Origin of the sequence: Paramicrobacterium humi (assembly GCF_900105715.1) — a bacterium.
In the GTDB taxonomy this organism is placed as follows: Bacteria; Actinomycetota; Actinomycetes; order Actinomycetales; family Microbacteriaceae; genus Paramicrobacterium; species Paramicrobacterium humi.
On record NZ_FNRY01000001.1, the window covers coordinates 1,320,180 to 1,332,144 of the forward strand.

General features: G+C 68.4%; 9 protein-coding genes. 8 read left to right on the top strand and 1 reads right to left on the bottom strand.

All coding sequences use genetic code 11. The features are described from left to right. Positions 1-46: 46 nt before the first annotated feature. A complete protein-coding gene (locus tag BLV49_RS06675; RefSeq protein ID WP_091181700.1) occupies positions 47-799 on the bottom strand; it encodes a GntR family transcriptional regulator in 753 nt (250 codons plus the stop codon). A 207-nt stretch (positions 800-1,006) separates the two neighbouring features. Between BLV49_RS06675 and BLV49_RS06680 the strand changes: the two genes are divergently transcribed. The 8 genes from BLV49_RS06680 to BLV49_RS06715 are packed head-to-tail and all read left to right on the top strand — an operon-like array spanning position 1,007 to position 11,670. Further along, complete coding sequence (locus tag BLV49_RS06680; protein ID WP_091181705.1) at positions 1,007-2,086, top strand: ABC transporter substrate-binding protein; 1,080 nt, start codon at positions 1,007-1,009, stop codon at positions 2,084-2,086. Positions 2,087-2,122: 36 nt separating this feature from the next. Continuing rightward, positions 2,123-3,640 carry a sugar ABC transporter ATP-binding protein gene (locus BLV49_RS06685; protein ID WP_218132602.1) on the top strand — a complete coding sequence of 506 codons (1,518 nt, stop codon included), beginning with the start codon at positions 2,123-2,125 and terminating at the stop codon, positions 3,638-3,640. After that, entirely contained in the window at positions 3,637-4,614 is a 978-nt protein-coding gene (locus tag BLV49_RS06690) for an ABC transporter permease (RefSeq protein WP_091181710.1), read from the top strand. Before BLV49_RS06685 ends, BLV49_RS06690 begins: the two co-directional genes overlap by 4 nt. Continuing rightward, a complete protein-coding gene (locus tag BLV49_RS06695) occupies positions 4,611-5,648 on the top strand; it encodes an ABC transporter permease (RefSeq protein ID WP_091181714.1) in 1,038 nt (345 codons plus the stop codon). The genes BLV49_RS06690 and BLV49_RS06695 overlap by 4 nt, the downstream gene beginning before the upstream one ends. After that, positions 5,641-6,537 carry a 3-hydroxy-5-phosphonooxypentane-2,4-dione thiolase gene (gene lsrF / locus BLV49_RS06700; RefSeq protein WP_091181717.1) on the top strand — a complete coding sequence of 299 codons (897 nt, stop codon included), beginning with the start codon at positions 5,641-5,643 and terminating at the stop codon, positions 6,535-6,537. The genes BLV49_RS06695 and lsrF overlap by 8 nt, the downstream gene beginning before the upstream one ends. 60 nt (positions 6,538-6,597) lie before the next feature. Further along, the gene (gene glpD / locus BLV49_RS06705) at positions 6,598-8,238 is read left to right on the top strand and encodes a glycerol-3-phosphate dehydrogenase (protein WP_091181723.1); all 1,641 of its coding nucleotides are present in this window, start codon (positions 6,598-6,600) and stop codon (positions 8,236-8,238) included. Positions 8,239-8,257: 19 nt separating this feature from the next. Then, positions 8,258-9,751 (top strand): FGGY-family carbohydrate kinase, encoded by a 1,494-nt coding sequence (locus tag BLV49_RS06710; RefSeq protein WP_091181727.1) that lies wholly within the window; start codon positions 8,258-8,260, stop codon positions 9,749-9,751. Continuing rightward, positions 9,748-11,670: a bifunctional aldolase/short-chain dehydrogenase gene (locus tag BLV49_RS06715; protein ID WP_091181731.1), complete on the top strand. Its 1,923-nt coding sequence runs from the start codon at positions 9,748-9,750 to the stop codon at positions 11,668-11,670. The genes BLV49_RS06710 and BLV49_RS06715 overlap by 4 nt, the downstream gene beginning before the upstream one ends. The last annotated feature ends 295 nt before the right edge of the window (positions 11,671-11,965 follow it).

Here is an 11,965-nt window from a genome sequence, read left to right on the forward strand (position 1 = left end):
GCTCGGAGCCGTCTTTCCGGTGTTTATGGCGCAGGTCGCAACTCAGCTAGCGAATGCCGACGTAGAAGCGGGAGGAGCCGCTTCGGTGAAGGGCCTGGTAGTACTCGAAGCGCGTCTCGGAACTGTCCCACGCGATGGACTCGATCGCGAGTGCCGGTTCGCCCTTCGCGAGTTGGAGCAATTCCGCGTCTGATGCGCTCGGCATGACGGCCTGGATCCACCGATCGGCGCCCGCGACCTCCGTGCCGTAGTGGCGCCGGATGTGATCGTAGAGCGACCGGTTCTCGAGGTTCGCCTTGGCGATGCCCGGGAAGAGCTCGAGGGGCAGCGTCGTCTCGACGAGAAGCCAGGGAGACCCGTCCACCGAGCGGAGTCGCTTCAACCGCGCCACGGGCGCACCGACCGAGATCTGCAGCGCCTCCGCCTCCCGCTCGTTCGCCTCGCCCTCGGACTGGCCGAGGACTTGCGTCGACGAATTACGCCCCGCCGCCGTGAGATCGGCGAGGGAACCGGCCGTCGAGCCGATGAAGCTGAGGTCCCGCCTGGGAGGCGACACGAACGAGCCCTTGGCGCGGATCTTGTAGATCAGGCCCCTTCGGACGAGCTCCGCCAGCGCCTCGCGCACGACGGTGCGGGACACGCCGTACATGTCGATGAGCTCCGCCTCCGACGGCAGCGCCTGGTCCGGTCGGAGCACGTCGTCAGCGATCGCGGTACGCAGCGCGTTCGACAGCTGAAGCCAGAGCGGCTGTTCGGTGTTGCGGTCCAGTCGGTACTCGCGCAACGACGTCGATGTCATCGGTCCCCCTAGAGATTGGTTCGAGGTTACCGAAGGTTGACATCGGCGCCCTGCATCCATATATTCCTATCATGACTAACTAGTCATGACGAGTTGGACATTACAATTCCGAACCGTCGCCCTTGCGGCTGGTGACTGCACCCTGGCACCGCGTCGCATGGTCCTCCACACATTCCTCGCAGAGACGCGACCCCTAGGAGTAAAACGATGTCGTTTAAGAAGACTTGGCGCTTGGGCGCCGCAACCCTGGCGCTCAGCGCCCTGGCACTCACGGGCTGTTCCGCGAGCGCCTCATCATCCGACAAGGCGGACTCGGCCGGCGGCGAGGGCATCTCGATCGCGCTCAGCAACGGATTCGTCAACGGCTGGCGCCTCACGCTCATCAACAAGTTCGAGGCCGAGGCCAAGAAGCTGCAGAAGGACGGCATCGTCAAGGAGTTCTCGTCGGTCAACGCACCGGGCGAGAACAGCGCGACCGAGCAGGCCTCCCAGATCCGCAGCCTCATGATCCAGGATCCCGACGTGCTCGTCGTCATCCCGGCATCCTCGACTGCCCTCGTTCCCGCCGTCGAGGAAGCGTGCGACGCGGGCATCACCGTCGTCGTGCTCGACGCCGACATGGACGCGCCGTGCGCCACGATCGTGCGCAATGACTACGGCATGTGGGGCGAGGTCTCCCTGCAGCCCGCGCTCGACGCCATCGACGGCAAGGGCAACATCGTGCTCAACCGCGGTGTCATCGGCTCGCAGCCGGAAGAGGAGTTCTACGCCCGCCAGAAGGAGATCCTGAAGGACTACCCGGACGTCAAGATCGCCGCTGAGATCAACGGCTTCTGCGACAGCAGCACGGCGCAGAAGGAGATCACGGGCATCCTCGGATCGCTACCCGAGATCGCCGCGGTTCCCGGGTGCATCGGCGGCATGGGCATCGTCCAGGCCTTCGAGTCCGCCGGGCGTGACCTGCCGGCCGTCGTCTTCGACACCGACGGCAAGTCGCTGAAGTTCTGGAAGGACGAGGGCATCGACAACGGCTCGTTCTCGGCGCTCACCGACCCGGGTCAGGGCGTCGCCGCGATCTACGTCGCGCTCGCGAAGCTCGCGGGCAAGGACGTTCCGCAGGAGATCATCCTGCCGCTCGTGCAGATCGACAAGGCCGACCTCGACTACTGGGTCGAGCAGCTCAGCGCCGACGAGTACGCCGCGTACCCGTGGGACGAGGCGAGCATCTCCGCCGCGATCGACGCGATCAACGCCGGCGAAGACGCGGTCGCTCCCGCGATCAAGTAACGCACAGCCAGTGACCGACGAGTTCAGGACAACAACATGACGATGGACGCACTTGCGCACGACATCGACGGCGTCGCGCCCGCGACGAAGCCGATGATCGCAGCATCCGGTCTCGTGAAGAGATACGGCAGCACTCAGGCGCTGAGCGGTGTCGACCTCACGATCGCCCGTGGCGAGATCCTCGGACTCGTCGGTCACAACGGCGCAGGAAAGAGCACACTCACGCGGATGCTGGCCGGCATCGAGCGCCCGGACTCCGGGAGCATCGCGGTCGCGGGGAACGACGTCACGGGCGCGTTCTCCGCGGCGGCGGCCGAGAAGGCCGGCATCCGCATGATCTACCAGGAACTCGCCCTGTGCGGGGACCTGTCGGCGGTCGAGAACGCGTACCTCTCCGACCGGCGCTCGACGAACCCGTTCACCTGGCGAGGGCAGTCGGAGAAGCGGCTGCGCGCAGCCCTCGACGAGGTGTTCCCCGGCCACGGCATCACGGTCATCAAGCGCGCCGAAGAGCTGCCGATGGCGAAGCGCCAGATGGTGGAGATCGCACGCGCCCTGTGCACCGACAACCTGTCGCTGCTCATCCTCGACGAGCCCACCGAGTCGCTCGACGGCGAAGCCGCGGCGCAGCTCTACCGGCAGGTGCGCGCCCTCGCCGATCGCGGCGTGAGCGCCCTGCTCATCTCGCACCGCATGCAGGAGGTGATCGCGCACAGCGACCGCATCCTCGTGATGAAGGACGGCCGCGTCGCCGACACCGTCGAGGCGCGCGAGGCGACGGAAGACGACCTGCTCGTGAAGATGGGCGGTGCGGTGAAGGCGGACACCGCGACGCTTCGCCGGGTTCCCGAGACGGCGGATGCCGAGGCCTCGGGAAGCGGCGACCGCGTCGTCGCCCTCGCGGGTGGCGTGGGCGCGTCGCTCGAGGCGCGCCGGGGAGAGATCATCGGCCTGGCCGGCCTCGCAGGCCAGGGCCAGGAGGAAGTGCTCGAACGGCTGTGGAACCGGGGCCTGTTCGACAGCGGTGTCACGGTGCCGCGGGCGCGTGCCTACGTTCCGGGGGATCGTCAGGTCTCCGGCATCCTGCCCCTGTGGAGCGTCGCGGAGAACCTCACGATCGCCGCGGGGAAGGCCGTCAGCCGCTTCGGCGTCATCAGCGGTCGGCGCAAGCGGAAGCTCGCGGCGCACTGGGTCGACATCCTGCGCGTGCGCGGCGGCGCCGGCGCCCCCATCACCTCGCTCAGCGGCGGCAACCAGCAGAAGGTTCTCATCGCGCGCGCCTTCGCCTCTGACAGCGATGTCGTGCTGCTCGACGACCCGTTCCGCGGCGTCGACGTCGCGACGAAGAACGAACTCTATGCGCTCATGAAGGCGGAGGCCGCTCAGGGCCGCTGCATCATCTGGTACTCGACCGAGAACAAGGAGATGGCGCACTGCGACCGCGTGTACGTCTTCCGTGCGGGGCGCATCGTCGCGACGCTGCGCGAGGACGAGATCTCGGAGGAGAGCATCATCGCCAGTTCGTTCGATGAGATTTCAGGACACGACAAATGACTAACCAACTGACCCTCGATCGGACCGGTTTCGGCACGCGCGCCCGTGTCACCGCGATGCACGGTTCGCCCGCGCTGCTCGCGCTCGTCGCGCTCGCCGTCATCTTCGGCCTCGCGATCGCACTGCAGCCTGCGATCCTCAGCGTCAACGGCCTCACGCTCATGCTCATGTCGGCCGTTCCCCTCGTCTTCGCCGCGCAGGCGCAGATGCTCGTCATGTCGGTCGGCGACATCGACCTCGGGATCGGCAACCTCGTCGGCCTCGTCACGGTGATCGCCGCGACGACGCTGCGCACGTCGCCGCTCATCGGGCTGCTCCTGCTCGCCGGCGTCATCGTCGCGTACGCCCTCACCGCCCTGCTCGTGCAGAAGCGCGGCGTGCCGTCGATCATCGTGACCCTCGGTCTGTCGTTCGTGTGGCTCGGGCTCGGCCTGCAGCTGCTGCCGACCCCCGGCGGCCAGACGCCCGACTGGCTCACGATGGTGGGACGCTGGCGTCCCGACTGGATTCCCGCACCCCTCGTGTACATCGCCGTCGCGTGCGTCATCGGCTGGTACCTGAGCCGCTACAGCCGCTTCGGAGCCCGCATGCGTGCCCTCGGCAGCAGCCCAGCGACGCTCCGCAAGCTCGGCTGGTCGCTGACCATGACACGCGTTGGCGCCTACGTGCTCGCCGCGATCCTCATCGTCGTGTCGGGTCTTCTGCTCGCGTCGCAGACCCGCTCGGGCGACATCAACTCCGCGGGAAGCTACACGCTCATGACGATCGCCGCGGTGATCCTCGGCGGCGGCAACTTCTCAGGCGGCCGGGCGCTGCCGATCGGAACCGCCCTCGGCGCGGTCACGCTCGGCCTCATCACCGTGCTGCTGAGCTTCATCAACCTTCCGTCGACCGTGCAGTCCGCCGCGCAGGGCCTCGTCGTCCTCGCCGTGCTCGCTGGCCGCGTCATCACCGAACGGATCACTCGCTCATGACAACCGCAACCTCCGCTCCCTCGGTCGCAACCCGTCGATTCCCGATCACGTGGCCCGCGTGGGGCTGGGCAACCATCGGCGTCGTCGCCGTCTGGCTGTGCATCATGTCGGTCAGCTCCGGCTCCGCCTGGTCCCCGCTCTCGCAGGCGCTGAGCCTCGCGCCGTACCTCGTGCTCGTCTCGCTCGGCCAGATGCTCGTGATCACGCTCGGACCCGGCAACATCGACGTGTCGGTCGGCACCGTGATCTCCATGGCCGCGTACGTCTCGGTCTCCGTCGGCAGCTCGGCAGGAGCGCTCGCCGGTGTCATCGCAGCGATCCTCGCGGGCGCGGCCGCTGCGGTCCTGAGTGTGCTCGCGATCCTCGTGCTGCGGGTGCCGCCGATCATCGCGACCCTCGCGACGAGCCTTGTCGTCACCTCGCTCGTGCTCATCCTCGCCGACGCCAACCGCGGCGGCGCCGACGCCTCGCTCCGCGCCTTCGTCACCTCGCGCGTCCTCGGCATCCCGAGCATCGCGTGGCTCGCCCTCGTCGTGACGCTCATCGTCGCGTTCGTGCTCAAGCGCACGACGTTCGGCCGTTCCGTCGCCGCGATCGGCCAGAGCGCGAAGGCGGCGGCGAAGGCGGGACTGCGTGTGCGCACCGTCACGGCCGTGACTTACCTGCTGAGCGGCACCTTCGCCGGCCTCACCGGGGGAGTGCTCTCGGCCTACATCTCGCCGAGCACCGTGCTCGGCACCTCCTACATGCTCGACTCGATCGCGGTCGTCGTGATCGGCGGCACCCTCATCGCCGGCGGACGCCCCGTCGTGACCGGCGTGTGGGCGGGAGCCTTGTTCTTCGTCATGCTCTCGAGCCTGCTGAACCTCGTCGGCTGGAGCGTGGGCGAGCAGAACATCCTCAAGGGGCTGCTGGTCGTGCTCGTCGTCGTGGTCTCGAGCGGCGCGACCGGAACCGGAAAGACCACTCTGCGCAGACTGCGCGAGATGTACACACCCACAAAGAAAGAGAAAGTAGGCGACCTCGATGGCTGATCTCGACGATCTCCGTGACGGAACTGACTTCACCGGCGGTGAGACCGTGCGCTCCGACTTCCCGCTCAAGGGGCTCGCGGGCCAGGACTGGGGCATGCGGGCGCGTCTCTCGCGCATCTTCAACCCCGCCGACGGCAAGACCGTGATGCTCGCGTTCGACCACGGCTACTTCCAGGGCCCGACGTCGGGACTCGAGCGGCTCGACCGCTCCATCGTCCCCCTCGTGCCGCAGGCCGACGCCCTCATGTGCACGCGCGGCGCGCTGCGCACGACGATCCCCGCGACGAACGGCAAGGGCATCGTGCTGCGCGCGAGCGGCGGACCGTCCGTCCTCAAGGAGCTCTCCGACGAGGAGATCACCGTCGGCATCGACGACGCCGTGCGCCTCGATGCGGCCGCGCTCGCCATCCAGGTCTTCATCGGCGGCGAGCACGAGACCAAGTCGATCAAGAACATGTCGACGCTCGTCGACCAGGGCCAGTCGGCCGGCATCCCGGTGCTCGGCGTGACAGCGGTCGGGAAGGACATGGTGCGCGACGCACGCTACTTCCGCCTCGCCACCCGCATCCCGGCGGAGCTCGGTGCGAGCTTCATCAAGACGTACTACGTCGAGAAGGACTTCGAGACGATCACGTCCGCGTGCCCCGTGCCGATCATCATCGCCGGCGGGAAGAAGGTCGCCGAGAAGGAGGCGCTGACCGTCGCCTACCGCGCGATCGACCAGGGCGCCGCCGGCGTCGACATGGGCCGAAACGTCTTCCAGTCGGAGCACCCCGCCGCGATGCTCGCCGCCGTGCGCGGCGTCGTCCACGACGGCCTCACACCCGACGAGGCGTTCGAGCTCTTCGAGCAGCTCTCGCACGCCGCGCTCGCGCCGGTCTCGCTCTGAAAGCCGTGCTGTGGGCCCGTCCCCCTCGGGCCCACAGCACTCTGATCTCAAGGAATAGCTATGCCCAAACTGTCGACCTATCAGCCGGAAGTCGGTCCGACCGACGTCGCCATCATCGGTGCGGGCATCAACGGTCTCGCGGTCGCCCGTGAAGCCGCCTCGCGGGGGCTGTCGGTCGTGCTGATCGACCAAGACGACATCGGCGCCCGCACCTCCGCGATCTCCACGCGACTCATCCACGGCGGACTCAAGTACCTCGAGCGTATGGAGCTGAACCTCGTCTTCGAGTCCATCCGCGAGCGCAACATCCTGCTCAAGCACGCTCCGCACCTCGTGCACCCGTACCCCATGCTCATTCCGTTCTCGAAGGCGCAGAGCAGACCCGGGTGGATGCTGTCATGCGGGCTCCTGCTGCACGACGTGCTCTCGATCGGCAAGAAGCTGCCGTTCAACCGCATCGTCTTCGGCAAGCGCCTCAAGGAGGGCTGGCCCTCGCTCGTGGAAGGCGGGCTCAAGTGGGGCGGCCTGTTCCAGGACGCCAACGTTCCGCTCACCGAGCGGCTCACGATCGAACTCGCCCGCGACGCCCACGAACGCGGCGCCGTCGTGCTCACGCACGCACGCGTCGAGGGACTCGTCCGCGGCGGCGGTCGCATCACGGGCGTGCGCTACCGTGACCGCGTCGACCGCGAGCTCAAGACCGTGCACGCGAAGGTCGTGATCAACGCCGCGGGCCCGTGGGTCGACAGCGTGCTCGATCTCGCCGGCGCGCACGACCGGCAGATCGGCCCGACCAAGGGAAGCCACTGCGTCGTCGACGCGTTCCCCGGCGCGCCCGACACGTGCATCTTCTTCGAGTCGCCCCACGACGCGCGCCCCATGTTCGTACTCCCGTGGCAGGGCCGCTTCATGATCGGCACGACCGATCTGCCGTACGACGGCAGCCTCGACGAGATCACGATCGACGCCGACGAGACCGACTATCTGCTGAGCGCCGTGAACCAGCTCATCCCGCGCGCGAAGCTCACCGCGGACGACGTGCTCTGGTCGTACTCGGGCGTGCGCCCGCTGCCGTACGTGGGGGAGCTCGACGATCCGTCAAAGGTGACCCGCGACCACCAGATCATCAGCCACGACGGCTCCGACTCCGGTCTTGTGACGATCATCGGCGGGAAGCTCACGACGCACCGCGCCCTCGGCGAGCAGGTCGCCGACCAGCTGCAGAAGACGCTCGGCCAGCGCGTGACCCGCTCCGTGACGCGCAGCGCGGACCTCCCCGGCGCTCCCGACAAACCGCTCGCCAAGTACCGAGAGTGGTTCGTCGCGCAGTCGGCACTGCCGGAGGACGTGGCGGGGAGACTCGTCGACACGTACGGCTCGGCGGCATCCGACATCGCCGCAATCGTGGAAGGCGACCCCGAACTGGCCCGCGTCATCGATGAGGACTCCGGCGCGATCGCGGCCGAAGTGCTGTACGCCCGGCGCGAAGAGGGCGCGCACACGCTCGAGGACATCGTGCTGCGCCGAACCCTCATCGGAATCAACAAGGATGTAGGTATCAGCGCTGCTCCCCGGGTCGCCGACGTGCTCGTCGACGCCGGTGAGTGGACGCGCGCCGAGGCTGACGAGCAGCTCGAGCGCTACGGCGAGGCCGTGCGCCGATTCGCACCGCGCGTTCTCGCGGCGGGCGAAGCGGCGTGACGAGTTAGAGGGAAATGAAGTGAAGCACTGCTACATCGGTGTCGACGTCGGGCTGACCGCCGCGAAGGCGGGCGCGTTCGACGCGGACGGCAATGAGATCCGCACGTTCTCGGCCGCGAACCCGCGCGCGGCCGTCGACGGAGAGCGCCAGGAGATCGACATGCTCGCGCTCTGGGGCGTCGTCGCCGAAGTGCTCACCCGACTGACCGCGTGGCTCGGCGAGAACGGCTGGACGCCGGCAGCTCTCGGTGCCACGGCGGCGGGCAACGGTCTCTACCTCGCCGACGAGAACCTGCAACCCGTGCGTCCTGCCATCGCCTCGAACGACAGCCGCGCCGAGCACGTTGTCGCGTCCCTCGATACGACGGTCGTGGCGGAGATCCGTGAGATCACGGGCTCGGTACCGTGGGCGGGGCAGCCGAGCGTGCTGCTGCGCTGGCTGCTCGACAACGAGCCCGAGAGCATCGCCGCCGCCCGCCACGTGCTCTCGAGCAAGGACTGGGTGCGCGCCTGCCTCACCGGCCGAGCCGGTGCTGACCTCTCTGACGCCTCCGGGTGCGGACTGCTCTCGCTCGCCGATCGCGATTACGAGCCGCGCGTGTTCGACATGCTCGGCATCCCGCGCGAGCACATGCGCCTGCTGCCGCCGCTCGCCGCGTCCGACGAGGTCGTCGGTTCGGTCACTGCCGAGGCTGCGGCGGCGACCGGTCTGCCCGAGGGGCTTCCCGTCGTCGCCGGATGCATGGACTGCGTCGCGAGCCCGCTCGGCGCGGGCGCCGTCGACGAGTCCGACGTCACCGTCATCGTCGGCACGTGGGCGATCAACTCGGTCGTCGTCCCGGCAGCCGAGACGCCGCCTAACGTGACGCTCAACGCGCTGCTTCCCGACCCGGCGCTCATGCTCGCGCAGGAGGTCGCGCCGACCTCGGCGGCGAGCATCGAGTGGTTCTCATCGCTCATGTCGACGCTCTCCGTCGACGGTGTGACACCGCCGCAGCTGCTCAACGCCGCAGCGGACGTGCCGGCCGGCGCCGACGGGCTCATGTTCCTCCCGTTCCTGCACGGGGCGCCCGACCACCTCGGCGCCTCCGGAACGTTCATCGGCCTCAAGGGCAGCCACGGCTACCGCGAGATGGCCCGCGCCGTCGCCGAGGGGATCACGCAGTACCACCGCGTGCAGCTCGAGAAGGTGCGCGTCAGTGGCGCGACCGTGTCGTCCGGTCCATGGACGCTCGCGGGGGGCGGAGCCAAGAACGCCCTGTGGGCGCAGATGTTCGCGGACATCATCGGCCACCCCGTGCGCCGGCAGCTCGGAACCGAGCTCGGAGCGCGCGGCGTCGCCACGCTCGCCGCGGCCGGCGTCGGTGCCGACACGTCGGGCTGGCGCGTCGACCCTAACCCGGAGCTCGTCGTCGAGCCGGGCCCCGATCGCGAGACGTACCGGGTGCAGGCCGAGCGCTTCGACCGCATTCTCGACGCCATGTCAGCCGTCTGGACGGAGGCCAAGCCATGACCGATTCAAACGCGATCGCCGAGATCGTCCGCGTCTCCCGCGCGCTCGGCAGCGACCCGTCCTTCGTGCTGCACGGCGGAGGGAACACCTCGATCAAGGGCGTGAGCCGCGACGTCACCGGCGCCGCCGTCGACACCGTCTGGGTGAAGGGCAGCGGCTGGGACCTCGCGACGATCGAGGCTCCCGGCTTCAGCCCCCTGCGGCGCGAACGCCTGCTCGAGGTGCTCGCGTGCGAGAAGCTGAGCGACGAGCAGATGGTCAACGAGATCCGACAGGCCTCTCTCGACGCCTCCGCTCCGACGGCGTCCATCGAAGCGCTCCTGCACGCCTTCCTCCCCGCGCAGGTCGTGCTGCACTCGCACGCCGACGCGATCGTCGCCCTCACCAACCAGGCGGACCGGGCCCAGAGCATCGAGGAGATTCTCGGCGACGGCGTCGTCGTGCTCCCGTACATCATGCCGGGCTTCGATCTGGCCCGTGCAGTCGCCGCGGCGTTCGCCGACGGCTTCTCGGGCGTCGATGCGCTGGTGCTCTCCAACCACGGACTGTTCACCTTCAATGACGATCCGGATGCCGCCCTCGCACGGCACCGTGAACTCGTCGGCCGAGCGTCGCAAGCGCTCGGTGTGAGCGAGTGGGGAGACCCCGGCGAGGAGGAAGAGCGCCACGGTGTGCCTGCCGACCTGGCGCGCTTCCGCGCGGAGCTGTCACGCGTCGCCGGGCGTCCGATGATCGTGGCCCAGTCCGCGTCTTTGGTGGCGGCCGAGTTCGCCTCACGCTCCGACCCCGTCGAACGCACGGCGCGCGGCACAGCGACTCCCGAGCACGTGATTCGCACGAAGCGTCAGCCGCTCGTCGGCCGCGACGTCGACGCGTTTGCGGAGGCGTACCGCCGTTACGTCGACGAGAACCGTGCCGGTCGCGGCATCGTCGAGATCGATCCGGCTCCCCGCGTCGTTCTCGACCCGGAGTGGGGAATGCTCACGGCGGGCAGCACCGTCAAGGATGCCGCGATCGCCCGCGACATCTACCTGCACACGATGCAGATCATCGCCGCGGCCGACCGGATGTCGGCCTACTCGTCGCTTGACGAGCGCGACACGTTCGACATCGAGTACTGGTCCCTCGAGCAGGCGAAGCTCGCCAAGAGCAACGTGGCCGAGTTCGAGGGCGAGATCGCCATCGTCACGGGTGCCGCATCGGGAATCGGCCGCGCCTGCGCACAACGTCTGCTCGAGGGCGGCGCCGCCGTCGTCGGGATCGACCTCAACCCGGCCGTCACGACTGCGTTCGACTCGCCTTCCTGGCGAGGCGTCGTCGGCGACGTGAGCGATGCCGACGTGTTGAAGATGGCTGCCGACACGGCGGTCCGCGACTTCGGCGGCGTCGACGTCCTCGTCATCGCCGCGGGCATCTTCCCGCCGAGTGCCCCGATCGCCGAGCTCGATGACCGCGCCTGGGACGCCGCCCTCGCCGTCAACACGACAGCGGTCGCTCGCGCACTCCGCGAGACGCACCCATACCTCGCGCTGGCACCGCGCGGTGGGCGTGTGGTTCTCGTCTCGACGAAGAACGTCGCTGCTCCCGGTCCGGGCGTCGCGGCGTACTCGGCGAGCAAGACGGCTGCCGCCCAGCTCGCTCGCGTCGCCGCGCTGGAGTCGGCCACCGACGGAATCCGCGTGAACTCCGTCGAACCGGACGCCGTGTTCGACACCGCGATCTGGACGCCCGAGCTTCTCGAGAAGCGGGCCGCGAACTACGGCCTGACCGTCGACGAGTACAAAACGCGGAATTTGCTCAAAATGGAAGTCACGAGCCGCACGGTCGCCGACGCCGTCGCCGTGTTCGCAGGTACGGCATTGCCAGCGACAACCGGCGCGCACCTCAGCGTTGACGGGGGCAACGATCGGGTGGTCTAAGTCTTTGGCTTTATAGCGGACTAAACGCCCGCGAAATATCGCAGCCCTAGGGGCTTCTCTGAAGTCGCGGCGCACGCTGGAACGCAGCAGCTACTAACGCGCGGGTACTCATAGCGCGCTACAAGTAGACGTCGAAGCGCTGTTCGACGACTCCCGATGCTGCGTGAGAAACCGACGGTGCCGAGCGTCTCCGAAGCGCTGTCGCTGCGCACCTCATGATCGCGAGCCCGTCTCTCATAACCCATTGCAGCGGCGCCGCTCCAGAGCGACGTCCGTTGGTCGGTCGCTCGCGCTT

Excerpts from the sequence above, each read along its gene's own strand:
- BLV49_RS06675 (WP_091181700.1), bottom strand. The coding sequence starts at position 799 with ATGACATCGACGTCGTTGCGCGAGTACCGACTGGACCGCAACACCGAA.
- BLV49_RS06680 (WP_091181705.1), top strand. The coding sequence starts at position 1,007 with ATGTCGTTTAAGAAGACTTGGCGCTTGGGCGCCGCAACCCTGGCGCTC.
- BLV49_RS06690 (WP_091181710.1), top strand. The coding sequence starts at position 3,637 with ATGACTAACCAACTGACCCTCGATCGGACCGGTTTCGGCACGCGCGCC.
- lsrF (WP_091181717.1), top strand. The coding sequence starts at position 5,641 with ATGGCTGATCTCGACGATCTCCGTGACGGAACTGACTTCACCGGCGGT.
- BLV49_RS06685 (WP_218132602.1), top strand. The coding sequence starts at position 2,123 with ATGACGATGGACGCACTTGCGCACGACATCGACGGCGTCGCGCCCGCG.
- glpD (WP_091181723.1), top strand. The coding sequence starts at position 6,598 with ATGCCCAAACTGTCGACCTATCAGCCGGAAGTCGGTCCGACCGACGTC.
- BLV49_RS06695 (WP_091181714.1), top strand. The coding sequence starts at position 4,611 with ATGACAACCGCAACCTCCGCTCCCTCGGTCGCAACCCGTCGATTCCCG.
- BLV49_RS06715 (WP_091181731.1), top strand. The coding sequence starts at position 9,748 with ATGACCGATTCAAACGCGATCGCCGAGATCGTCCGCGTCTCCCGCGCG.